General features: G+C 42.5%; 25 protein-coding genes, 1 rRNA gene and 1 pseudogene. 18 read left to right on the top strand and 9 right to left on the bottom strand.

Annotated features, from left to right (window positions below):
* Positions 1–15: 15 nt before the first annotated feature.
* Positions 16–1149: an NAD(P)/FAD-dependent oxidoreductase gene (locus MKX52_RS04060; RefSeq protein ID WP_342491543.1), complete on the bottom strand. Its 1134-nt coding sequence runs from the start codon at positions 1147–1149 to the stop codon at positions 16–18.
* A 206-nt stretch (positions 1150–1355) separates the two neighbouring features.
* Here MKX52_RS04060 and MKX52_RS04065 point away from each other — a divergent pair, with 206 nt between their 5' ends.
* The gene (locus MKX52_RS04065; protein WP_342491544.1) at positions 1356–1823 is read left to right on the top strand and encodes a DinB family protein; all 468 of its coding nucleotides are present in this window, start codon (positions 1356–1358) and stop codon (positions 1821–1823) included.
* Between the two features lie 7 nt (positions 1824–1830).
* Here MKX52_RS04065 and MKX52_RS04070 read toward each other — a convergent pair whose 3' ends face one another.
* The 3 genes from MKX52_RS04070 to MKX52_RS04080 all read right to left on the bottom strand — a co-directional run bounded on the left by MKX52_RS04070 (position 1831) and on the right by MKX52_RS04080 (position 3741).
* Positions 1831–2250 carry a regulatory YrvL family protein gene (locus MKX52_RS04070; RefSeq protein WP_217016249.1) on the bottom strand — a complete coding sequence of 140 codons (420 nt, stop codon included), beginning with the start codon at positions 2248–2250 and terminating at the stop codon, positions 1831–1833.
* 68 nt (positions 2251–2318) lie between these two features.
* Positions 2319–3482 (bottom strand): oxalate decarboxylase family bicupin, encoded by a 1164-nt coding sequence (locus MKX52_RS04075; protein WP_342491545.1) that lies wholly within the window; start codon positions 3480–3482, stop codon positions 2319–2321.
* A gap of 94 nt (positions 3483–3576) precedes the next feature.
* A complete protein-coding gene (locus MKX52_RS04080) occupies positions 3577–3741 on the bottom strand; it encodes a YvrJ family protein (protein ID WP_003217819.1) in 165 nt (54 codons plus the stop codon).
* 166 nt (positions 3742–3907) lie between these two features.
* Here MKX52_RS04080 and MKX52_RS04085 point away from each other — a divergent pair, with 166 nt between their 5' ends.
* Positions 3908–4510, top strand: a complete 603-nt coding sequence (locus tag MKX52_RS04085) for a sigma-70 family RNA polymerase sigma factor (RefSeq protein WP_342491546.1) — start codon at positions 3908–3910, stop codon at positions 4508–4510.
* Complete coding sequence (gene rsoA / locus MKX52_RS04090) at positions 4458–4679, top strand: sigma-O factor regulator RsoA (RefSeq protein WP_041815290.1); 222 nt, start codon at positions 4458–4460, stop codon at positions 4677–4679. Before MKX52_RS04085 ends, rsoA begins: the two co-directional genes overlap by 53 nt.
* Positions 4680–4706: 27 nt before the next feature.
* Here the strand turns inward: rsoA and MKX52_RS04095 are convergent, their stop codons facing one another.
* Positions 4707–5687 carry a metal-dependent hydrolase gene (locus tag MKX52_RS04095; RefSeq protein WP_106036204.1) on the bottom strand — a complete coding sequence of 327 codons (981 nt, stop codon included), beginning with the start codon at positions 5685–5687 and terminating at the stop codon, positions 4707–4709.
* Positions 5688–5878: 191 nt separating this feature from the next.
* On the opposite strand from MKX52_RS04095, the gene mutY reads away from it, so the two are divergent.
* The gene (gene mutY, locus MKX52_RS04100; RefSeq protein WP_012009333.1) at positions 5879–6979 is read left to right on the top strand and encodes an A/G-specific adenine glycosylase; all 1101 of its coding nucleotides are present in this window, start codon (positions 5879–5881) and stop codon (positions 6977–6979) included.
* On the opposite strand, the gene MKX52_RS04105 is transcribed toward mutY, so the two are convergent.
* Positions 6966–7190: a hypothetical protein gene (locus MKX52_RS04105; protein WP_003217808.1), complete on the bottom strand. Its 225-nt coding sequence runs from the start codon at positions 7188–7190 to the stop codon at positions 6966–6968. The genes mutY and MKX52_RS04105 overlap by 14 nt on opposite strands.
* Before the next feature lie 80 nt (positions 7191–7270).
* On the opposite strand from MKX52_RS04105, the gene fabL reads away from it, so the two are divergent.
* From fabL to MKX52_RS04155, 10 genes and pseudogenes are all read left to right on the top strand, one after another.
* Positions 7271–8023, top strand: coding sequence for an enoyl-[acyl-carrier-protein] reductase FabL (gene fabL / locus MKX52_RS04110; protein ID WP_024425800.1), 753 nt, complete (start codon positions 7271–7273; stop codon positions 8021–8023).
* Between the two features lie 75 nt (positions 8024–8098).
* Positions 8099–8248: pseudogene (locus MKX52_RS04115) on the top strand (gamma-type small acid-soluble spore protein); the annotation flags it as partial.
* 382 nt (positions 8249–8630) lie between these two features.
* On the top strand, positions 8631–8891 hold the full coding sequence (locus MKX52_RS04120; RefSeq protein ID WP_144457507.1) for a YgaB family protein: 261 nt from the start codon (positions 8631–8633) through the stop codon (positions 8889–8891).
* A 147-nt stretch (positions 8892–9038) separates the two neighbouring features.
* Positions 9039–9569, top strand: a complete 531-nt coding sequence (locus MKX52_RS04125) for a DUF402 domain-containing protein (RefSeq protein ID WP_012009337.1) — start codon at positions 9039–9041, stop codon at positions 9567–9569.
* Between the two features lie 94 nt (positions 9570–9663).
* A complete protein-coding gene (locus MKX52_RS04130; protein ID WP_342491547.1) occupies positions 9664–11406 on the top strand; it encodes an ABC transporter ATP-binding protein in 1743 nt (580 codons plus the stop codon).
* 112 nt (positions 11407–11518) lie between these two features.
* A complete protein-coding gene (locus MKX52_RS04135; RefSeq protein ID WP_217014142.1) occupies positions 11519–12541 on the top strand; it encodes an ABC transporter ATP-binding protein in 1023 nt (340 codons plus the stop codon).
* On the top strand, positions 12510–13487 hold the full coding sequence (locus MKX52_RS04140; protein WP_342491548.1) for an ABC transporter ATP-binding protein: 978 nt from the start codon (positions 12510–12512) through the stop codon (positions 13485–13487). The genes MKX52_RS04135 and MKX52_RS04140 overlap by 32 nt, the downstream gene beginning before the upstream one ends.
* Positions 13462–15048 (top strand): ABC transporter substrate-binding protein, encoded by a 1587-nt coding sequence (locus tag MKX52_RS04145; RefSeq protein ID WP_342491549.1) that lies wholly within the window; start codon positions 13462–13464, stop codon positions 15046–15048. The genes MKX52_RS04140 and MKX52_RS04145 overlap by 26 nt, the downstream gene beginning before the upstream one ends.
* Positions 15049–15108: 60 nt before the next feature.
* Positions 15109–16110, top strand: a complete 1002-nt coding sequence (locus MKX52_RS04150) for an ABC transporter permease (RefSeq protein WP_041816177.1) — start codon at positions 15109–15111, stop codon at positions 16108–16110.
* A gap of 17 nt (positions 16111–16127) precedes the next feature.
* On the top strand, positions 16128–17024 hold the full coding sequence (locus tag MKX52_RS04155) for an ABC transporter permease (protein WP_061407165.1): 897 nt from the start codon (positions 16128–16130) through the stop codon (positions 17022–17024).
* Between the two features lie 229 nt (positions 17025–17253).
* Here the strand turns inward: MKX52_RS04155 and MKX52_RS04160 are convergent, their stop codons facing one another.
* Together MKX52_RS04160 and MKX52_RS04165 are read right to left on the bottom strand one after the other, a co-directional pair.
* Positions 17254–18327: an aromatic acid exporter family protein gene (locus tag MKX52_RS04160; protein WP_012009344.1), complete on the bottom strand. Its 1074-nt coding sequence runs from the start codon at positions 18325–18327 to the stop codon at positions 17254–17256.
* Between the two features lie 246 nt (positions 18328–18573).
* The gene (locus MKX52_RS04165) at positions 18574–19869 is read right to left on the bottom strand and encodes a glutamate-1-semialdehyde 2,1-aminomutase (protein ID WP_144471534.1); all 1296 of its coding nucleotides are present in this window, start codon (positions 19867–19869) and stop codon (positions 18574–18576) included.
* A 129-nt stretch (positions 19870–19998) separates the two neighbouring features.
* Between MKX52_RS04165 and bcp the strand changes: the two genes are divergently transcribed.
* Entirely contained in the window at positions 19999–20466 is a 468-nt protein-coding gene (bcp, locus tag MKX52_RS04170) for a thioredoxin-dependent thiol peroxidase (RefSeq protein ID WP_012009346.1), read from the top strand.
* 157 nt (positions 20467–20623) lie between these two features.
* Positions 20624–21061: a peroxide-responsive transcriptional repressor PerR gene (perR, locus tag MKX52_RS04175; RefSeq protein ID WP_012009347.1), complete on the top strand. Its 438-nt coding sequence runs from the start codon at positions 20624–20626 to the stop codon at positions 21059–21061.
* Between the two features lie 34 nt (positions 21062–21095).
* Here the strand turns inward: perR and MKX52_RS04180 are convergent, their stop codons facing one another.
* Positions 21096–21443: a YgzB family protein gene (locus tag MKX52_RS04180; RefSeq protein ID WP_012009348.1), complete on the bottom strand. Its 348-nt coding sequence runs from the start codon at positions 21441–21443 to the stop codon at positions 21096–21098.
* 189 nt (positions 21444–21632) lie between these two features.
* Between MKX52_RS04180 and MKX52_RS04185 the strand changes: the two genes are divergently transcribed.
* Together MKX52_RS04185 and MKX52_RS04190 are read left to right on the top strand one after the other, a co-directional pair.
* Positions 21633–22511: a nucleotidyltransferase-like protein gene (locus tag MKX52_RS04185; RefSeq protein WP_012009349.1), complete on the top strand. Its 879-nt coding sequence runs from the start codon at positions 21633–21635 to the stop codon at positions 22509–22511.
* Positions 22512–22828: 317 nt separating this feature from the next.
* Positions 22829–24377 (top strand): 16S ribosomal RNA (locus MKX52_RS04190).
* Positions 24378–24413: the final 36 nt, after the last annotated feature.

Here is a 24413-nt window from a genome sequence, read left to right on the forward strand (position 1 = left end):
TTTTTATCTTTCATCTCATACGTAAGTTTCTTCATCCCATTCAATCGTGTATTCGTTCATTTTTTTATCAATTTCGTTTTGAATACTCATGTGCTGAAATAGCGCATTCAATTCTTCTGTCCTCTTTCTTCGATCCTTTTCATAATAATAGAACGCATCTCGATAATCATGATCCCTTAGCATCTTTGCTATGAGCATGGCATCTTCTAGACTATATGATGCTCCTTGACCAACAAAAGGATTCGCCGTATGTACCGCATCACCTACAAGAACAACACGTCCTTTTGACCACACAGAGAGGTTCTTGATTTCATAAATACTTCTTGGGAAAAACATCTCTGTATGATCGATAATGGCAAAAAGGTGCTTCGGAATATTCCAGCCTTCCATTTGTTTATATAATAACTGTCGGATTGTTTCTTTATTGGCTTTCTCAAAATGTTTTGTAGGTAACTTCTCAGGACACTGAGAGAAAGCTTGCCATAAAATATTCATTTTATTTGTTGGATGCGCTTTCCCAAAAATGAATTGAAAGTTTCCGTCATTGTAAAAATAACATGTTGTCTCATCCAATACAAAATCCTTCACAAACGATACTCCTTGTAGTCCCCAAAAACCGCTATAGTCTAATTTAGCATTAAACGCAATAGCCTCTCTTGTTTTAGAAAAAGTTCCATCTGCTCCTATTACGATATCACCTGTTATCACAGTTTCATCTTCAAAAAGAACCTGAACGGAATGAGGCTGCTGTTTGATCGAGGTTAACTTTTTGTTGTATGTCACTTCTATTCCTTGGCGGTGAACTTCTTTTAAAAGTGATTGGATGATTTGGTCTCTCATGACGTTCAGTAAAGGGGCATCATAATATTTTTCACTATAATTGCAAAAGATCGCTTCTACTTCATTTTCACTGTTTATTTGCTGGATCTTCTTTATCACGGTTGCATTTGCTATCACTTCATTTTTACACCCGATTCCATCCAAAATCTTTACCCCATTTGGAGACAGTAAAAAACCTGCTCCTGTTTCTAATTCTTCATCTGACCTGCTTTCATAAATCGTACTTTCCATTCCAGCCTTTTTTAAAAATAACGCAGTAGCCAATCCTGCTACACCACTGCCGATAATAATCACATTTTGAGATTTCATTATTTTACCTCCTATTTCATAAACAGACCGGTCGGTTTATTTTAGTGCAAAAAAATAAGCTTTTTCATATAGGACAGCGTATCACAATTCCCCTTTTTCATTTGGTAATTAAAGTATATGATAATATGTTATAAACGATTTAGCAAGAATGAAACTAACCAATTTCTGATCAACTTCTTTTAAAAACATGAAGGGGATAACAAAACATGAACAAAGACACCGTGATAAAACACTATGAACACACCCTTGAATGGGTACAGTCACTAGCGGAAGTAACAGACGAAGAGTGGCGCCACGCCATCGTTGATGGAAAGTGGAGCATTGCTGAGATCATCGCACATTTCGTTCCGTGGGATGAATTTATTTTACACGATCGCCTAAAGGAATTTTGGAACGATCGAGCGTTATGTAAGGCACCGGATGTGCATGAAATGAATCGACAGTCAGCCGAAAGGGCAAGACACGAAGAGAGAAGCGAGACGATCGGGCGGTTTATTGCTGTCAGAACAGAATTGCTTCAAGAAATGAAGAAAATCGAAGCATCTCGCTGGACTACACCCTTTCTGATCGGTCAAACCGAGCTGACGTTATCAAGTTATTTTCCAGGTTTGATTAAGCATAATCTTCATCATATGGAGCAGGTCAAACAAGCGCTCTCCACAAAAAGAAGATAGAGAGTCACTAAGCTTCTTTCTCAAATGGAAACGTCGCATAATCAAACAAAAAATGAAATAGCCAAAGACTCATGGCAAAGAGAATTTCTTCAGAAGTAGTCAGCAAAATGCCGTCAACCAATTCGTCTGATACATAGACAGCACCCCAATTAAACAAAAGATGAAATAAAACAGCATAGAAAACGATAGATCGTTTTTTGGACCGACACTTGCGAACAAACCGCATGAGCACGTGTTCCAGATGTTCAAAAGAGATTCCGAGTACAACATAGATGCCCATAAACAGTAGTAGCGATAAAATCGATTGATAAAAAGCACCCGTCAAATGAAAGAACAGCACACAAAACAACAAAAATATGTAACAGACAGCCGACGTCGCCATCAGCCACTTCAACCCTTGCCTTAAAGCGTGAACAGATTGCTGCATGGGGAAACAACACTCCTTTACATGAAGATACCTGCAAAAAGGATAGCCTTTTTGCAGGAAGGCTGGAATCAATCCTCTTTTTTAGGCGCAGCGATGACAGGGTGTTTTTCAGTATCAAGCAATTTCAAGAATTCTTCACCTTGATCTAAATGATCAAGAACAAGCTGTTTCGGTGTGACCGCAAGCCACTGATTGAGCGAGATATCTGCATAATGGTCGCTCTTGAAGATTTCTAAGAAATAAAGCGGTTCGTCACCTGTATTTTCTACATAATGTCCCATCGCAAATGGCACATAGCCAACGTCTCCCGCCTGATAGTTGAAGGTTCTCGCATGTCCATCAGAAGCAAATACCGTCATTCGAGCTTTTCCAGAAATGAAATATTGCCATTCATCCGTATTTGGATGCCAGTGCAGCTCACGAATGGCGCCTGGATCGACTTTCACTAGAGCAGAGGCAATCGTTTTAGACGCTTTGAAATTGGTAGAATCCGCAATCCACACTTGTCCACCGCTTGACGTAATCGGTTCTTGCTTTAACAACTCATATTTAAAGGAATTTGGGACTTCACCTTGCTCTGTTTTCACCTTGTCACACTCAAGGGAACCAGGAATTCCTTGCTGGAAAATATACTTCTCTTTCTGTGGCAGTTTCTCAAATTGCTCCTTTGTCATTCCAAAGTTTTGGAGCACAACTTCCTCTGGCGTATGGGCAAGCCAATCAGTCACTTGGAACGTACTATTTTCAGAGAAAGACCCATCATCAAACACAAGCAAGAATTCAGCTCCCGGTTCAAGTGCTTGAATAGAATGCGGCAAGCCGGAAGGGAAGTACCACAAATCACCCTCGGTCACATCCTCTGTAAAATTGCGTCCCTCTGCATCAACCGATGTAATTCGGGCTTCCCCATAAATCATGTACGCCCATTCCGCTTCTTTATGCCAGTGCAGCTCGCGAATTGCACCAGGCTTTAGCCGCATGTTCACAGAGGCAAGACTTTTAGAGATTGGCAGTTCACGTACCGTGACTTCTCTGGCGTAACCGCCTTTTTCTAAACGGTTGTGCGTATCAGAAAAAGAATATTTCATGTTGGGAACCGTTCCATGATCGGTTTCTGGTGGCGTGAGCATATCTGGGTTTTGTCTGTCTCGCTCGAGATTACGTGGAATTTTGACCGTTGCACCTTTTTCTCCTCGAATCGGCTGCGGTACACCATTTTGTTTTTCACTCATGATAAAATCCCCTTTCAACATCGTATTGTGTGAGGTGACAAAAGGTCTTTCATTTCGCCCTCGTTTTCATAAGGTGAAACGAATCAAGAAGATGTCAATCTGATTCATCATTTTTTTGAACAGCGACCAATCGTTGGATGAGTTTGCTTAATTCATCAAACTTTCGTTCAAAACGTGTCAGCAAGTAAACTGTCAAAATGGCAGGAAAGCCAGCTTGACCGAGCTGCTTCAGCCATTCCTCCGAAAAAAAGGTCTCCATTTGTCTCACCTCCCAGCGGATGCTCGTCTTCTCTATAAGTGGTATGAAAGAAGAAATAGGAAATCAAAGGGGGAGAAAATGAACCATTAGACCCGTCTCACAAAGTTTACTTTTTTTAACTTTTGTCCACTTAATGCAAGTAGAGAGAACAAAGGGGAGGATGCACATGGATTATCGGCTGTTATTGAAAGCAAAATGGAATGAAATCATTGATCACCCACTCATTCAGCAATTTTTAAGCAATCCTAAAAACCAGCAGCTGCTCCGGCAAGTCATGGAAGAGCCAAACGAAGAAAATGCGAAAAAACTAGATTCCGAGTTCAAGCAGTTTTATCAAAAAATCCGCATCATCAAGTATATTTCCACAATGATCCGCATCTTTTCAGTCGACTTTGATAAACGAGTCAAAAAAAAGCAGCAGCGATTTCCGCTCATACTCGATCATCCTGATCATCAAGAAGTGAAAGATCCTGTTCAAACAGATACGTATGAAGCCGTGCTCTTCAACCAGCAAGACTTAGGGGAGCACCTGCAAGACAAAAGATTGTACAAGGCCTACCAGCAGCTCACAGACAAACAAAAAATGGTCTTAACCCATATTTATGTTGAAGGTCAAACAATGAAAGAAATAGCCGACCGGCTAGGCGAAACGAGACAAAACATCTCAAACATCCACAAAAAAGCGCTCCACAAACTAAAAGAAGAAACAGGGGGAGATGTCCGTGAACGAAGAAAAAATGACGAATGGAGAAATGGAAGAACTCATTGAAACCTTCACACCCATGATCAAAAAGAAACTACAAAACACGGCATATCAAGAAAGAGAAGACCTAGAACAAGAACTCTATATCAAACTCATCGAAAAAGTAGACCGGCTGATTTACCAAGAAGGACCTGGATTTTGGGAGTTTATTGTGGAATATATGACGAAGATGTAAGAGTTGTAAGCACAAAAAAAGACTCGCTCACACAGAGCCGAGTCTTAATTTTTTTTGCAGTTTTTCTTCACTGAAAATCCAGCCGGTATAGGAATTTTTGATTTGGTGGTCCATGTCGATATGGCAGATCGCGACGAAAGGATAGTGACCTTTGCTGCGGTAGCGCAAATCAATGAACCGCACCTCATAATGATCCTTGTATTTATCTACCTCCCACCGGTAGACAGGGGAGAAGGAGAGAAAGGCTGAAATGTTTTCGTCTTGTTTGGCAATTTTCATAATTTCAGTATCAGGGACCGGCACCCGGTTAAAGGTGTCTAAAATGACGACCTCTCCATTCATACTGCGCCCAACATGGAAAGAGGATTTACATTTCACGGCAATGCGCCATTGTCTGAACTTCATCGTAGGCGAAATAATAATGTCTTCAATTTCATCAAATCGAGCACGCAGCTGGCGTTTAATTTGAAGCTGCATGATCACCCTGACGATATAATAACAGAAAATCACGGCATACAGCGTAATGAACGTATAGCCAGGATGTCCGCCAATCGCCCAAACGACGATGGCGACAAGGTGTGTAAAAAAGATGAATGGATCAAACGTGTTTATAATCCCAAGTGCTACCCATTTCTTTGAAAAAGGACGAATGGCCTGCGTGCCGTATGCGTTGAAAATATCGACAAACACATGAAGCACAACGGCTAATAGTGTCCATAACCAAAGGTGAAGTAAATTCGCCCCAGGCACAAATGGGAAAATCACAGCCGGAATCAGCAATGACCAAAACAGTACAGCTGGAATGGAATGTGTAAATCCTCGGTGATTTCTTATATAAACTGCATTATTTTTTAGTTTTAGCACAGTATCAATGTCTGGTGCTTGGGAGCCGGCGATGGTCGCGATCATCACGGCATGTGCCATGTGTGGATCTGCGCTGACGGCTGGATCTAAAAGTGCAAGTCCCCCAAGAGAAATGCCCATTACTACATGAGTACCAGTATCCAATTGATTACCTCCTAGTTGTCATGCTTAGGAACAATCATACAAAGTATACGCCTTCTTTCAAGACTATGTGCAAAAGCACTTTTGCTTTGTCTTGATTTAATGTAACATGTTAACGTATCTACAAACAGTATACAACAAATAAGGTTCTTTTCAGAACGTTAGCCCTCGGTTCAATGAGAAGGAGTATAGATATGAAAGACATTCAAGAAAAGCTGGACCGCAAAGATATTGCGGGATTTCAGCATGATTTAATCGATTGGTACGAAAAAGAACAACGAACACTTCCGTGGCGTGAAAATCAAGATCCATACAGAGTCTGGGTATCAGAAGTGATGCTTCAGCAAACGAGAGTGGATACGGTCATTCCGTACTTCAACCGGTTTATGGAGCAATTCCCGACAGTGAAAGATCTCGCTTTAGCTGATGAAGAAAAAGTCATGAAAGCATGGGAAGGTCTTGGCTACTACTCACGAGTGCGTAATTTACAGGCAGCTGTGAAAGAAGTATATGAATCCTACGAGGGCGTTGTCCCTGATACGAAAGAGCAATTTTCAAAGCTCAAAGGTGTAGGACCATATACGAGTGGCGCAGTGCTGAGTATCGCCTATAACAAGCCATACCCTGCGGTAGACGGCAACGTTATGAGGGTCATTTCCCGTATTTTGTCCATATGGGATGATATTGCAAAACCAAAAACGAGAAATATTTTCGAGTTTGCGGTCGATCAGCTCATTTCCCGGGAAAAGCCATCAGAATTCAATCAAGGGCTGATGGAGCTTGGTGCGCTCATTTGCACCCCAACATCCCCTGCATGCCTCATTTGTCCTGTGAACATGCATTGCTCGGCACTCGAAGAAGGCGTTCAGCATGAGCTCCCAGTGAAAAGTAAAAAGAAAAAACCGACTGCAAAATCAATGGCAGCAGCGGTGTTATTTGATGACGCAGGTAACCTCTATATTCATAAGCGGCCAAGTACAGGCCTTCTTGCGAATTTATGGGAATTCCCTAACTTGGAAACCATAAAGGGAAGAAAAACGGAAAAAGAGCAGCTAATGGATTTCTTAAAAGAGGAGGCAGGTGTACAAGCCGAGCTTGGTGATTTAGAAGGCACCATTCAGCATGTATTTACCCACCTCATCTGGAATATTTCTGTTTTCTTTGGACGTGTGACATCTGTATCTGATGACACGATGCTGAAAAAAGTCACAACAGAAGAATTTGAGGCATATGCTTTGCCAGTCTCACACCAAAAAATTTGGAAGATGGCACTTGAAGAACCTAGTCGTATTTAACCGTTGTACCGTGGGTATAATCGGCTTCATTTCGGTGCAGACCCCCGCGGTCTTCGATTTCAGAAATGATTTCTCGATACTTAGATTGCCCTTCTTCGTTTAAATAAGGTAAAATTTGTTGGAAAGCATGATGAAAGTAAGCAAGCTCAGTATCTTTCCATTGATCCTTGGACATCATGCCAAGCTGGCTTAAATCGCGTCCGACATACATGAATGTAACCTCCTAATAGGAACTTTCTATTAGTGTGAAGCGAATGGACGAAAACTATTCAAATCAGGAGATGAACCATAATGAGTCAACGTAAATGTGCATTAATTACAGGTAGCAGCAGAGGTGTAGGAAAAGAAGTAGCCCTTCGCCTAGCTGAAAAAGGATATGACATTGTCATTAACTATGCGAGAAGCAAAAAAGCCGCACTTGAAACAGCGGAAGAAATTGAAGCGATGGGTGTCAAAACATTGGTTGTCAAAGCCAACGTAGGTCAGCCAGAGAAAATCAAAGATATGTTTCAGCAAATCGACGAAACCTTTGGCCGTTTAGATGTATTTGTGAACAATGCGGCATCTGGCGTTCAGCGTCCAATCATGGAACTTGAAGAAAATCATTGGGACTGGACCATGAATATCAATGCGAAGGCCTTGTTATTCTGCGGACAAGAAGCAGCCAAATTAATGGAGAAAAACGGCGGCGGACATATCGTCAGCATTAGCTCACTAGGCTCTATTCGCTATCTTGAAAATTACACAGTAGTTGGCGTCTCAAAAGCAGCATTAGAAGCATTGACGCGTTATCTATCTGTTGAGCTGTCACAAAAAAATATCGTCGTGAATGCTGTATCAGGCGGCGCGATCGATACAGACGCACTTAAGCACTTCCCGAACCGAGAAGAGCTTTTAGAAGATGCCAAGAAAAATACTCCAGCTGGCCGAATGGTGGAAATTAAAGATATGGTCGACAGCGTGGAATTCCTTGTATCAGGCAAGGCAGACATGATTAGAGGACAAACGATTATCGTGGATGGCGGACGTTCTTTGCTTGTTTAAAAAAATCATGAATAGGATTTGCACCTTCTGCACAAATTAATGTGCGTGGAGGTGATAATGATGGATCAACAACAAAACAAAACAAACGCACAACAAGTAAAGAAACAAAACCAAGCTGCTGCACAAGGTGGTCAATATGGCACTGAATTTGCTAGCGAGACTGACGCGCAGCACGTAAAAAAATATAACCAAAAAGCTGAGCAAAACAAACAACAAAACAGCTAATCACTGAAACAGAGAAAGCACTTCATCTACGAATGAAGTGCTTTTCTTTCAGATCGTTGACAAAGGGCTAAAATGATCTTCATTTTAGCTCTTTGTCTTCTTTTCAGCGTGACATGAAAACCTTTGAAGTCTAGGAAGGACGAGCATCGGAGCGGAGCGAATTTGACATTCGTGAGCACCGAAGCGCAGACCTGACACCGAATGCGAGGGTTTGTCTGCACGCTGAAGCACTTCATCTACGAATGAAGTGCTTTTCTTTTTGCCTCTCCCACCATCCGACAAAACCTGTAAAACCTCTACATAAACAGTCAAAGGATTTCGGCGATCTTTCAAGAAATGGTATACAGATAAAAAGTGGATGAAAATAAAAGGGAGGAGTTAGATGTCTGATTTCGATCAGCTTGTAAAAGAACAAATGCAACTCATGGATCAACTGCTCAATGTACAGGGAGAACTCGACCTATGCTTAGAAACAGAAAAACAATTGCTACAAGATGAAAAAAAAGCAGAGTGGACCAAGCTTCATGATCAAATCAAACAGAAACGTGAAGAACTGCAAAAAGTCCAAACCTTGTTTACAAAACAGACAGAAGAGGTCATCAACTCATATAAGCAGATGGAAAAGAGTTCAACCGTGATGTAAAACAGTGTGCCGTTCAATTGGGTTGAATGGCTTTTTCATTTCATTTTTTAATGATGTAACGGTATAATATAATAGAGACATGTTTAGTTGGGAACTTAGGTCTTTGGACTGTTAGGTTTTTTTGTTATAGAAAGTAGGGGAGAAAATATGGGCTATCCCAAGGAAGGAGAAACCATCCAAATTCAAAGCTATAAACACAATGGCTTGATCCACAGGATTTGGAATGAAACCACCATTCTGAAAGCAACGGAATTGTGTATCATTGGTGCAAACGACCGGACAATGGTGACTGAATCCGACGGCCGTACTTGGATGACGAGAGAACCGGCTATTTGCTATTTCCATGCAAAACAATGGTTTAATGTGATTGGGATGCTTAGAGATGATGGGGTATATTATTACTGCAACATCAGCTCTCCTTTTGCAACAGATGAAGAAGCCATTAAGTATATTGATTACGATTTAGATGTCAAAGTCTTTCCGGACATGACATACAATATTTTGGATGAGGATGAATATGCAGATCATAAGAGGCAGATGAATTATCCAAAGGAAATCGATAGTATCTTAAGAGAGCATCTGAATACATTATTGCACTGGATTCACCAGCGGAAAGGTCCGTTTGCTCCTGAATTTGTGGATATGTGGTATGAACGTTTTTTACATTATACAAAATAAGCAAGAGCAACAAAAACCTGTTTAGCTTTTTAGGCTAACAGGTTTTTGATTGCGTACGGATAAGAGGCACTGATAGATTGGGAAGGAGATTTACATGGGGGTCATTAAACGTTACATGGCTTTTGTAACACCGTATAAAAAACAGATTGCATTGACAATGGTCATCGGGATGATCAAGTTCTCGATTCCCTTAACATTGCCTCTGCTTTTAAAGTATGTCATTGATGATGTCATTCAAGGCTCGGGGTCGGCTGACGAAAAGACATCATCTCTGCTGATGATTATGGGAATTATGCTCGTCTTATTTTTAGTGATGAGACCGCCTGTTGAATACTATAGACAATACTATGCGCAGTGGACAGGCAGTAAAGTATTATTTGATATTCGAGAAAAACTGTTTTCGCATATTCAAAAACTCAGCCTTCGTTATTATGCCAACACGAGAACAGGAGAAATTATTTCTAGAGTCATCAACGATGTGGAGCAGACAAAAGAGTTTGTCATCACAGGTCTTATGAATATTTGGCTTGATTTGATGACCGTGCTCATCGTGATCGCCATTATGTGTACACTGGACATCAAGCTCACCATCGTGTCTGTCATTATTTTTCCGTTATATGCGTTTGCAGTGAAGTTTTTTTACGGCAGGCTCCGCAAGCTGACAAAAGAGCGGTCACAGGCGCTGGCTGAAGTGCAAGGGCATCTACATGAGCGGGTACAAGGAATGCCAGTCATTCGGAGCTTTGCCATTGAAGAATATGAACAAGAGAATTTTCATGATGAAAATAAAAATTTCTTAAACAAAGCGATCAACCATACGAATTGGAACGCCAAAACATTTGCCGTCGTCAATACCATTACTGATATTGCACCGCTATTGATCATTGCATTTGCCGGCTACACTGTCATTAATGGATCACTTTCGATCGGGACCATGATTGCCTTTGTTGGTTATATTGACCGGATGTACAACCCGATTCGCCGCCTCATCAACTCATCCACGACTTTAACTCAGTCGGTAGCGTCAATGGATCGTATTTTTGAATTTATTGATGAGCCATACGAGGTAACCGATCGGCCGAATGCAAAAGAAGCCGATCATTTAAAAGGAGAGGTCGAATTTAAACATGTGTCATTTCGTTATGAACACACGCAGGAAGAGATTCTCCGCAATATCTCCTTGAAAGTAGAAAAAGGACAAACGGTTGCACTTGTTGGAATGAGCGGCGGGGGGAAGTCGACGCTCGTCAGCTTAATTCCAAGATTTTATGATGTGACAAACGGATCACTTGAAATTGACGGCATTGATATAAAAGAGTACAAAGCAAGAAGCCTTCGAAATCAAGTCGGCATGGTGCTGCAGGATACATTCCTATTCAGTGACACGATTAAAGAAAACATTGCGGTTGGAGATCCAGAAGCCTCTTTTGAAAAAATTGTTTCGGCTGCAAAAGCGGCAAATGCCCATGATTTTATTATGTCTCTTCCTGAAGGATATGACACCAAGGTAGGAGAACGGGGCGTGAAGCTATCAGGTGGTCAAAAACAACGGATTTCCATTGCAAGGGTCTTTCTAAAAAATCCACCGCTGTTGATTTTAGATGAAGCAACGTCTGCACTAGATTTAGAAAGTGAACATTACATTCAAGAAGCGATGCAAAAGCTAGCGAAGGACCGCACAACCTTTATTGTCGCACACCGCTTATCAACAATTACACATGCTGACCTCATTGTCGTCATGGAACAAGGCGAGATTGTGGAAAAAGGAACACACGAAGAATTAATGAACAGAGAAAGCCACTATCGTCATCTTTTTACCATTCAAACATTAAATTAGTAGAAGCCTATCCGATTCTAGCGGATAGGCTTTTTTATGCTTGTCAAAAACATGACATATTTCCCAGCTTGTCTCAATACAATTTTAAAAAGTATGACGGGGTGGTGAATATGTGAAAGAACAAGACGTGCTGCTAGATGTTAAACAGCTGTCCATTGCATTTCAGCAAAAAAAGCAAAAAGTACCCATCGTCCATCACATATCGTTCTCGATTCAAAAAGGAGAAACCTTAGGAATTGTTGGCGAATCTGGCTGCGGGAAAAGTATCACATCTATGTCATTAATGGGACTAAACCAGCAAACAGAGACAACGGGGGAGATCCAATTCGAAGGGCAAAACCTGCTGTCACTTTCAGAAAAACAGTGGCGAGAAATAAGAGGAAATGACATTTCGATGATTTTCCAAGAACCAATGACCTCTCTGAACCCATTAATGACCATCGGTAAACAAATGGCGGAAGCCCTTTTCACACATCAAGCAATCGGTCAAAAAGAAGCAAAAGCGAAGGCGGTTGATCTGCTTCAGACAGTCGGATTGAAGCAAGCCGAATCATTGCTTAAAAAATACCCACATGAATTATCAGGCGGCATGCGTCAACGTGTGATGATTGCGATGGCGATGCTTTGTCACCCAAAGCTCATGATCGCAGATGAACCAACAACTGCACTTGATGTGACCATCCAAGCACAAATCCTTCGTCTGCTCAAAAAGCTGAATGAAGAGATGGACACCGCGATCTTATTTATTACCCATGATCTAGGCGTCGTGCGGCAAATATGCCAGCGAGTCATGATTATGTATGCCGGTCGAATCGTAGAAGAAGGAACCGTTGACCGTATTTTTCAAAAACCCCTGCATCCCTACACAAAAGGTCTTTTCGCCTCAGTTCCATCGTTCAAAGAGAAAAAAGAAAAGCTCATCTCTATTGCAGGCCATGTACCGAAGCCAGGGACCATTCGATCCGGCTGTCAATTTGCCGCGCGCTGCCCTTATCAAATGACGCAATGTCTTGAAGAAGATCCAGTTTTACAATCCATTGAACAGGATCACCGCGTGGCATGCTTTCTAATGGAAGGAGGAGAAGACACTGAGTCACCCACTCTTGCAAGTGAATCAGCTGACAAAACGGTATGATACAGCCGCTTTTTTTTCTAACCACAAACATTCGACTTTAGCTTTAAATCAAGTGTCCTTTCACGTGAAGGAGGGGGAAACGCTTGGCATTGTTGGTGAATCAGGCTGCGGGAAATCAACACTTGGCAAAAGCTTAATGAGATTAACTGAACCGACGTCAGGCTCTATTCAACTGAAAGGGCAAGAGATTACTCTTTTGAAAGAAAGAGAAATGCGTTCTTTAAGAAAAGACATTCAAATGATTTTTCAAGATCCATATGCTTCATTAAATCCGCGAATGAAAATCAAAGATATTTTAGAGGAACCGCTCATTGTTCATCGACATGGGACGAAAGCAGAAAGGCGGAAGCGGGTCAAAGAGATGCTGCATATTGTCGGATTTGATCCTTCCTACGGGGAGCGTTATGCGCATCAATTTAGCGGCGGACAAAGGCAGCGAATTGGGATCGCTAGAGCACTCATTACCCATCCAAGTCTTGTCATTGCCGATGAACCCGTTTCCGCTTTAGATGTATCCGTTCAAGCGCAAATTTTGAATTTGATGCTTGAATTGCAAAAGACGCTTTCTCTGACGTATCTATTTATTTCTCACGATCTTGGCGTTGTCAGGTATATGAGCGACCGAATCGCCGTTATGTACGCTGGGCGCATTGTCGAGATGGGGCCTGCCGAAGACTTATTTCACAGTCCGCTTCATCCTTATACATCGCTACTTCTGAAATCCATTCCACATATGGATCACGTGCTAGAGACGCAAGATGTGTCGGCAGAAGAGTCTGCCATGACGCCAAGCGGCGGTTGTCCTTTCTACAAAAGGTGTCCAAAAAGGTGGGAGAAATGCTTAAAAGCAGTACCTGCTTTATATGAGGAGGAACCGGGGCATGCGGCGGCGTGTTACTTATATCAAAAGGAGGAACATAATGAAGAAGACTTGGTTGTTCAGTAGTTTCATTTTTGTGCTGATGCTTGCACTGTTTTTAGGGGGATGCTCGTCCTCTCCGTCATCAGAAGAGAAGGCAACAAAAGATACTCTCGTATTTGGTAGAGGAGGAGACTCCACTTCACTAGATCCAATCACAACAACTGAAGGCGAAACCTTCAAGGTCACAGAGAATATGTTTGAAAAGCTCCTGAATTATGGTGAAAAAGACACGACCATCCACCCAGGTCTCGCAACAGACTGGGATGTTGCAAAGGACGGAAAATCATACACATTCTACTTAAGAGAAGGTGTGAAATTTCACGATGGCACAGACTTTAACGCAGAAGCAGTAAAATTCAATTTTGACCGTTGGATGAATGGCGATGCAGAAAAATTCCCTTACTATGGCATGTTTGGCGGCTATAAAAAAGATAAAGGACATGTGATTAAAGACATCATTGTTAAAGGTGAGCATGAAGTTGAATTTCAGCTAAAGCGCCCGCAGGCGACATTTCTTAAAAACATTGCCATGTCACCGTTTGGCATCGCAAGTCCTGCGGCTGTTGAAAAAAGCGGCGATTCCTTTCGAGAGAATCCAGTGGGAACAGGACCATTCAAGTTTAAAGAGTGGAAACAAAACGACCGTATCGTATTAGAAAAGAACGAAGATTACTGGCAGAAGGATAAGCCAAAACTGAATCAAATCATCTTCCGCTCGATTCCAGAAAACTCGGCTCGTTTAAATGCTTTGAAAACAGGCGAGATCGATTTGATGGATGGCGTGAATCCGTCAGATTTAGATGGCATTAAAACGGATAAAGCCCTCCAGCTCATTGAAAGACCATCAATGAACGTAGGCTATATCGGACTAACCGTTACAAGAAAGCCGCTTGATAACAAGCTTGTTCGTCAAGCGCTCAATTACGCGGTCGATAAAGAATCCATTATTAAGTCATTTTATGGCGGGCTTGCCGAGCCAGCAAAAAATCCTCTTCCGCCAGCTTTAGAAGGCTACAATGACGACATTGATCCATATCCGTATGATCCTGAAAAAGCGAAGGAACTTTTAAAAGAAGCGGGCTTTCCTAACGGCTTTCGCATCAAGCTTTGGGCAATGCCTGTACCGCGTCCATATATGCCAGATGGGATGAAGGTAGCAGAAGTCATTCAATCAAACTTTGAAAAGGTCGGCGTCAAAGCAGAAATTGTGACATATGACTGGGCGACCTATTTAGATAAGGCAAGTAAAGGAGAAGCGGATGTGTTCTTGTTAGGCTGGACAGGGGACAATGGCGATCCTGATAATTTCATCTACACACTTTTGGACAAAGACAGCATTGGCGGCAACAACTATACATTCTTCGAAAACGATAAAATGCACGACATCCTCATTGAAGCGCAAACAGACACAGATCAAAAGAAACGAAATGAGCTATATCAAAAAGCGCAGGAAATCATTCATGATGAAGCACCTTGGATTCCATTGGTGCATTCGATCCCAATGCTTGCAGCATCTAGTGATTTAAAAGGCTACCAGCCGCATCCAACTGGTTCAGAAGCTTTGACTGACGTGTATTTCGAATAAGCAAATAAGGGAGATCTTGTATCTCCCTTATTCAAACAAAGAAAAGGCGGTGAAAGCTGTTTGTTTGCTTATTGTATGAAGCGGGCAGGAATGCTCATCCCAGTATTGATCGGAATGACATTGGTCGTGTTTTCAATTATACGGTTTATTCCAGGGAACCCAGCACAGGTTATCTTAGGACAGCGGGCAACGAAAGAAGCAGTAGAACAGTTAACTATCCAGCTCGGTTTAAATCAGCCTTGGTATGTTCAATACGGACATTACATGCTGGGCCTTTTAAAAGGAGATTTAGGGACTTCGATACGAACAGGAGCGGCTATTGCCCAGGAAATGAAACCGTACTTATTTGCGACGTTAGAATTGACCTTTTTTGCCATGGTGCTGGCGATCGTTGTGGGGGTAAATGCCGGAATCATCAGTGCTTGGTTTAAACATTCTTTCTTTGATTATGTCGCGATGTTTATTGCGCTCATTGGAGTGTCCATGCCGATTTTCTGGTTAGGCTTAATGGGGCAGTGGTTGTTCTCAATTGAATGGGGTATTTTACCGACAACGGGCCGTGAAAACGTCAGAAATCCAGTGGAGTCAATCACCTATATTCATACGCTGGATACGCTTTTGCAAGGCCGATTTGATCAATTTACTGACAGCATCAAGCATTTGATCTTACCAAGTACAGCACTTGCCACAATCCCTGCTGCGATTATTGCAAGGATAACAAGGGCAAGTATGCTGGAAGTGCTTCATTCAGATTTTATTCGAACAGCAAAAGCAAAAGGAGTACGTTCATTTTTCATCATTTATCAGCATGGGCTGAAAAATGCGCTTATTCCGATCTTGACGATTATTGGTCTTCAGACAGGTCTCTTGCTAGGCGGGGCCATTTTAACAGAGACCATTTTTGCATGGCCGGGCATTGGGCGGTATATATATGACGCTATCAGCTATCGAGATTACCCCGTCATTCAAACTGGCATTCTCGTCGTTGCGCTCATATTTGTCCTGATCAATTTCATTGTGGACATCTTGTATGCGGTCATTGATCCAAGGATTAAATATTAGGGAGGGAGAGTGATCACATGGAAGCACAAAAAGAGCTTGAACCACCTCAACCAAAAGAAGAACGCTCTCAATCATTGATTCTTGAATCGATGAAGCTGTTCTTTCAGCACAAGCTGGCGGTCATTGGCAGTGTGATTGTCTTTTTATTTCTGATCTTAGCAATATTCGCACCGCTCATTGCTCCTTTTGGAATCAATGAACAATCTCTCGGTGAGCGATTTAGTGCACCATCAGCTGCACACTGGTTTGGTACAGATGATTTCGGCAGAGATATATTCTCAAGAGTTGTGCATGGCGCGCGGATTTCCTTATGGGTTGGTTTCTTCTCGGTTCTCGGGTCTGTCATTTTAGGCACACTGCTTGGATTGATTGCAGGCTATGGCGGTAGAGTGCTAGATGCTGTGATCTCGAGAGTGTTTGATATTTTACTCGCTTTTCCTAGTATTCTACTGGCGATTGCAATCGTCTCCATCTTAGGCCCCTCCTTACAAAATGCCCTTATTGCCATTGCGATTATTAATGTCCCAACCTTTGGACGGCTCGTTCGTTCAAAAGTGCTGAGTATTAAACAAGAAGAATATGTGTTAGCAGCAAAGGCGGTTGGGATGTCACACCGCCGCATCGTGCTGCGTCACATTCTGCCAAATAGTATGGTGCCGGTCATCGTACAGGCGACGCTTGCGATCGGAACAGCGATTATTGAGGCAGCAGCTTTAGGTTTTTTAGGATTAGGTGCACAGGCACCAAGCCCAGAGTGGGGGAAAATGCTTGCCGATGCGAGACCTTATCTCGTTCAAGCCCCTTGGACATTGATTTTCCCAGGTGTCGCGATCATGCTGACAGTCTTAGGTTTTAACCTGATGGGAGATGGATTACGTGACACACTGGATCCTAAAATGAAGAAAATAAAATAAGACCAATTCTATGAATTGGTCTTCAGCGTGTAGACAAACCCTCGCATTCGGTGTCAATCCTCCGTGCTGGTGCTCACGAATGTCAAATTCGCTCCGCGCCAGTACTCGTCCTTCCTAGGGCTGCAAAGGTTTTCTATCACGCTGTAAAGAAGACAAAGGGCTAAAATCAAGATCATTTTAGCCCTTTGTCAACAATCTTAGACCAATTCTATGAATTGGTCTTTTCTGTCTATGCTTCTTTTTCTTCTGTCTCAATTTCACTGTCTTTTGGGTGATACGTCTGGAAGCTTGTAATCAATGTATCTAAATGTTCTAGTTCATCACGGTATTCGATGATGCTGGACATAACATTTAGCATATTGTAATCGAGCAAGTCATTTTCTTGGTTTTGCTGATGCTGGATAAATGATTTCGTTAACGTTTCAAGGCGAAGAGAGCATTCATTTTGAAATTCATCATCCTGCGGTTTCATTTTACCGACGAATTTCATCAAGGTGCGCTCATGCCAATACAGTAAGTAATCAATTTCATCTGTTAAGCTTTCCCTGAAATGCTCTGGCATCAAGTGAATTTCATTTTCTAATTTATGAAGCTTTTTCAGCAAGTAAAGAGCGCGATTCGATGCCATAATGGCCTGTCTGAACAAAACGAGCTTTCTTGATTTTACATAGGTTGTTTTCTTTAAATAGCTTCGTTCTTCTTTGTATAACAAGTAAATGTGATCTAATTTGATCATACGTTCTTTTATTTGATCGATGTCATCCTTTAAAGTGGAATGATCAGTAGACTGTCTGGAGCTCAGTCGAATCCATTTTAAAATCTCCTCCGTATTTTCCATAATGTGATGAACAAGCTTTGTTTCATACTTTGGCGGCAGGAAGATTAAATTTACTAAAAATGATGAAAGAACTCCTAATACCACAGTAGCTGTTCGAATTAAGGCAAAGGAAAGGAAATGATCCCCTGCACTTTCTAAAATCGCAATGACGGTTACAAGTGCAATTGGAATCGTGTGTTCAATCTTCAGCTTTAAATTAATGGCAATGACCATGACGGCGGTTAAACCGATAATGACTGGTCCAGTGCCAAAAAGCAGGCCGAACGTAATGGCAAGTGCTGCTCCAATAATATTGGCTTGCACTTGATCAACAATCGTCAAAAAAGATCGATAAATAGATGGCTGGATAGCAAATACAGCTGCAATCCCCGCGAAGACGGGCGTTGGCAACCCAAGCCATGTTGCCAGGTAAAGCGCGAGTACAATGGCAATACCAGTTTTTAAAATACGGGCTCCAAGTTTCATTGGTTTTGTCCCTGCATTCCTTTCTTTTAGATAATAGATGATCACTCGTCATTTATTATAAATATTTTGATGAACAACTAAGTAATATACAGCGGTCTTCCGAAATATTCAAGTGATTTTTGAAAGTTCATGAAAACATCAAAAGAAGGTATTGAGAAGAAATGTAACAGATTCACACGCTTTTGACAAACAAGAGCTGGTCAATAAAAAAACAGGCGCATTTTTTTACGCCTGTTTTTGACCCTATTATGATTGTTTCAACTGTTCAAACGCACGATCTACTGCTTGCAGCGTCTCAGAAATATCTTTTTCAGTATGTGCGATCGTTAAGAACCAAGCTTCATATTTAGAAGGAGCGAGGTTAATCCCTTGTGAAAGCATTAATTTAAAGAAGCGGGCAAACATTTCGCCATCCGTATTTTCAGCCTGCTCATAGTTTACAATGGTTTCTTTTGTGAAATAGACAGTGAGAGCCCCTTTTAAGCGATTCACTGTAATATCTACTTGATGTTTTTTGGCATGGGCTAAAATGCCTTCTTCTAGCATAGCGCCAAGCTGATCTAGACGCTCATAAACACCATCTTGTTTTAACACTTCCAAGCAGGCAATTCCAGAAAGAATAGATGCAGGATTTCCTGCCATCGTGCCAGCTTGATAGGCGGGTCCAAGAGGAGCGACTTGCTCCATAATTTCTTTTTTACCCCCATAAGCACCGATCGGGAGTCCGCCACCAATGATTTTTCCTAATGCGGTGAGGTCAGGTTTTACTTGAAGCAAGTCCTGTGCGCCTCCGTACATAAAGCGGAAAGCTGTAATCACTTCATCATAGATCACAAGTGCGCCCTTTTCATGAGTGAGGTCATTGACTTGTTGCAGGAAACCGTTCTTAGGCTCTACGATGCCGAAGTTCCCGACAATTGGCTCGACAAGGACAGCTGCGACTTCATCGCCCCATCGATCCAATGCTTCTTTGTAGCTGTCAATATCATTGAATGGAACGGTAATGACTTCATTGGCAATGCTTTTTGGTACGCCTGCTGAATCAGGGGTTCCTAAAGTGGAAGGACCAGAGCCAGCTGCCACAAGTACAAGATCAGAGTGACCGTGATAGCACCCGGCAAACTTAATGATCTTTGTTCTGCCTGTATAAGCACGTGCCACACGAATCGTTGTCATCACGGCTTCAGTACCTGAATTGACAAAGCGAACTTTGTCCAAAGCAGGCATAGCTTCTTTCAGCATTTTGGCAAAAGTGACTTCATGCTTCGTTGGCGTTCCGTAAAGAACACCTGATTCAGCCGCTTTTGTAATCGCTTTTGTAATATGAGGGTGGGCATGTCCCGTAATAATAGGGCCGTATGCTGCTAAGTAATCGATATAGCGATTTCCGTCAACATCCCAAAAATAAGCGCCTTCTCCTTTTTCCATCGCTACGGGTGAACCGCCACCTACTGCCTTATATGAACGAGAGGGGCTGTTGACACCTCCAACAATATGCTCCAGCGCCTCTTGATGTAATTTTTCTGATTCTGTGAATTTCATAAATAGCCTCCTATCTCAACGTATCACGTCGTCTATCATTATTTTAACATGCCGATGCAAGCGTCCTTAGTTGAATATCCTCTCAAAATTGGATAGGCTATTTAAAAAATAGGTTGGAGGGATTGTGTTATGACAATCGAAGTAGGCCAGCAAGTACCTGAAATTGAATTAACCGGTGACAACGGGGAGAAAGTAAAGCTTTCTGACTTTAAAGGAAAACATATTGTTCTTTATTTCTATCCAAAAGATATGACACCCGGCTGTACAACAGAAGCATGTGATTTCCGTGATCGCCATCAAAGCTTTGCAGAATTAGATGCTGTCATTATCGGCGTAAGCCCAGACAGTCAGGACAAGCATCAAAAGTTTAAAGAAAAACATGATTTACCGTTCTTACTTCTTGTAGATGATGAACAGAAATTGTCTGAAGCCTTTGGAGTGTGGAAGCTGAAAAAGAACTTTGGCAAAGAATACATGGGCATCGAACGTTCAACGTTTCTTATTAATAAAGAAGGAACGCTTGTGAAAGAGTGGAGAAAAGTTAAGGTGAAAGACCACGTAGAAGAAGCGCTTGAGGAACTGAAAGCTCACGCTTAATATCATCACAGGATTGGACTGGCAGACATGCCGGTCTTTTTTGTGAAGAAGAATAGGTAAAAAAGAGGATTGTAATTGACAAAGATTCGGCTCTGGGGGTACACTATTTATAAAGATTACAATATAAGAATATTTTTGAAGAGAGGTGCATGATGAAATGGCTGCTCACGAACTAAAAGACGCTTTAGATGCTTTAAAAGAAACCGGTGTTCGAATTACTCCGCAGCGCCATGCCATCTTGGAGTTTCTCGTAAATTCTATGACTCACCCAACCGCGGACGATATATATAAAGCACTTGAAGGTAAATTTCCAAATATGAGTGTCGCAACGGTTTACAACAATTTACGAGTCTTCCGGGAATCTGGATTAGTAAAGGAATTAACGTACGGTGATTCCTCAAGCCGATTTGATTTTGCGACATCCGACCATTACCATGCGATTTGTGAAAACTGCGGAAAAATAGTGGACTTTCATTATCCTGGCCTTGATGAAGTGGAACAGCTTGCATCCCATGTGACGGGCTTTAAAGTTAGTCATCATCGCTTGGAGATCTATGGAACTTGTCAAGAATGTGCGAAAAAAGAAAATCATTAATGAAAAAGCTGACCATTTAACCGGTCAGCTTTTTTTATGACTTTTTTCGATTGTAGGATTCATCAAACTCTTTGCCTTCTAATCCTGGATCGAGTGTAAGCGGCTCTCTGCAATGCATGCACATGTCCACCCGCCCAAGCACTTTTGTTTCCTTCTCACAGCCTGGACATACGACACGGACTGCCTTCGTAGAAAGCATACCGATCCAAAAGTAAACCACTGTACTCAATCCGATCGATAAGACGCCGAGTAGCATAAAGAAAGTCGACAGCCAAATCGATTCTTTGAAGAACACACCGATATACATGATCAGAAAGCCAACAAAAACCAAACTAAGTGCAAATGTTCTGATTTTATTAATCTTACTGGAGTATTTCGCCATCCCTAGTCCCCCTTGTCTCCAATATAGCACATTTTACCTTTCCGTTTGAATTAGTTATAGAGTTTTGTGAATAAATTGCTTATAATGATTCAATGATCTTTTTTCTTGAATTGAAGGAATTTTGATTCTATGAGGAGAAATACATAGCATTAGAGAAGAACTTTACACCCGAGTATTGGAGGAATCACTATGGAAAATCTTCTCCGTCCTATTTATCAAGAGAGAGCAAGTCACCCAGACACATTGGCTGTGATTATAGTAGAAAGAAGACACAAAGTATCTTCTGAGACGGATAACTTTGATGCAGCACTTTTAGTCATTGTAAAAGAAGCGGAAGAGCCGTTATTTATCAAGCACTATGAATCTGCTCACCAAACAGCTTCTTTAAATGTTGTCACAGATGAGCAGTTGAAGGAATGGATTACCCTTGGCACGAATCGCCGTATCATTGATTGGATTTTAAATGGGAAAGTCCTATTTGATCGAAATGAATATATTTTCAACTTAATTGATGACCTGAGTACATTCCCATTTTCAAACCGCAAACTTAAAATCGGTTTAGAATACGGCAAGCTTATTCGAAGGTATATAGAAGGAAAAGCATTTTTTGAGTCAAATCAATTCCTTGATGCATATAATTCAATTGTGCATGCGCTGCATCATTTGGCACGTATTGAAGTCATCGATAAAGGCTTCCATCCAGAAGTGACAGTTTGGAATCAGGTACGACATATGGAACCGGAAGTTTATAAACTTTATTCAGAACTCATTGAAAGCCATGAAAGCCTTCATAAGCGTTTGGAACTTTTATTTTTAGCAAATGACTTTTTGATCCATTCAAAAGCAGAAATTGGCGCCGCTCATTTGCGTCATGTCATGGAACAGCAAGATATATGGCTTTTTGGAGAGCTTCTCGCGCATCCTGACCTCAAGTATTTTACGCCTGACCTTAGCGTCATGATTGATTTCTTTGTGGAAAAAGGAATTGTTCAAGTGGAGCCGATTGAGACAAAGGGACAAAAAATCTATCATCGAGGATATTTTGTGAAAAAAGATGTTGACGCTTGAATATTATGATGGTATATTATTATACGTCGCTAACGAGCAACCAAGTTGCTTTGAATGAAAAGCTGACAAAAAGAAATTCTAAAAAACACTTGACGCCCACAGCGTCAAAATGTTATATTGAGAAAGTCGCCTCTGAGAGACGACGAAGATGATCTTTGAAAACTAAACAAGACAAAACGTACCTGTTAATTCGAGTTTTTATAAAAAATCCTATGATGTTTCATAGGTAGTCAGTCAAACGCTGACGAGGCAGGAAATGATCACATGCTAAGTTCGCTACATCGTGTAGCAACGCATGTGTGATATGCATCCTGCATACCTCGGAGAGTTTGATCCTGGCTCAGGACGAACGCTGGCGGCGTGCCTAATACATGCAAGTCGAGCGAACAGAAGGGAGCTTGCTCCCGGATGTTAGCGGCGGACGGGTGAGTAACACGTGGGTAACCTGCCTGTAAGACTGGGATAACTCCGGGAAACCGGAGCTAATACCGGATAGTTCCTTGAACCGCATGGTTCAAGGATGAAAGACGGTTTCGGCTGTCACTTACAGATGGACCCGCGGCGCATTAGCTAGTTGGTGGGGTAATGGCTCACCAAGGCGACGATGCGTAGCCGACCTGAGAGGGTGATCGGCCACACTGGGACTGAGACACGGCCCAGACTCCTACGGGAGGCAGCAGTAGGGAATCTTCCGCAATGGACGAAAGTCTGACGGAGCAACGCCGCGTGAGTGATGAAGGTTTTCGGATCGTAAAGCTCTGTTGTTAGGGAAGAACAAGTGCGAGAGTAACTGCTCGCACCTTGACGGTACCTAACCAGAAAGCCACGGCTAACTACGTGCCAGCAGCCGCGGTAATACGTAGGTGGCAAGCGTTGTCCGGAATTATTGGGCGTAAAGGGCTCGCAGGCGGTTTCTTAAGTCTGATGTGAAAGCCCCCGGCTCAACCGGGGAGGGTCATTGGAAACTGGGAAACTTGAGTGCAGAAGAGGAGAGTGGAATTCCACGTGTAGCGGTGAAATGCGTAGAGATGTGGAGGAACACCAGTGGCGAAGGCGACTCTCTGGTCTGTAACTGACGCTGAGGAGCGAAAGCGTGGGGAGCGAACAGGATTAGATACCCTGGTAGTCCACGCCGTAAACGATGAGTGCTAAGTGTTAGGGGGTTTCCGCCCCTTAGTGCTGCAGCTAACGCATTAAGCACTCCGCCTGGGGAGTACGGTCGCAAGACTGAAACTCAAAGGAATTGACGGGGGCCCGCACAAGCGGTGGAGCATGTGGTTTAATTCGAAGCAACGCGAAGAACCTTACCAGGTCTTGACATCCTCTGACAACCCTAGAGATAGGGCTTTCCCTTCGGGGACAGAGTGACAGGTGGTGCATGGTTGTCGTCAGCTCGTGTCGTGAGATGTTGGGTTAAGTCCCGCAACGAGCGCAACCCTTGATCTTAGTTGCCAGCATTTAGTTGGGCACTCTAAGGTGACTGCCGGTGACAAACCGGAGGAAGGTGGGGATGACGTCAAATCATCATGCCCCTTATGACCTGGGCTACACACGTGCTACAATGGACAGAACAAAGGGCTGCGAGACCGCAAGGTTTAGCCAATCCCATAAATCTGTTCTCAGTTCGGATCGCAGTCTGCAACTCGACTGCGTGAAGCTGGAATCGCTAGTAATCGCGGATCAGCATGCCGCGGTGAATACGTTCCCGGGCCTTGTACACACCGCCCGTCACACCACGAGAGTTTGTAACACCCGAAGTCGGTGAGGTAACCTTTATGGAGCCAGCCGCCGAAGGTGGGACAGATGATTGGGGTGAAGTCGTAACAAGGTAGCCGTATCGGAAGGTGCGGCTGGATCACCTCCTTTCTAAGGATATATGGAGCAGCGTGCGTTTTCGTCTTG

It is taken from the genome of Bacillus sp. FSL R5-0422, assembly GCF_038610765.1.
Classification (GTDB): Bacteria; Bacillota; Bacilli; order Bacillales; family Bacillaceae; genus Bacillus; species Bacillus pumilus_O.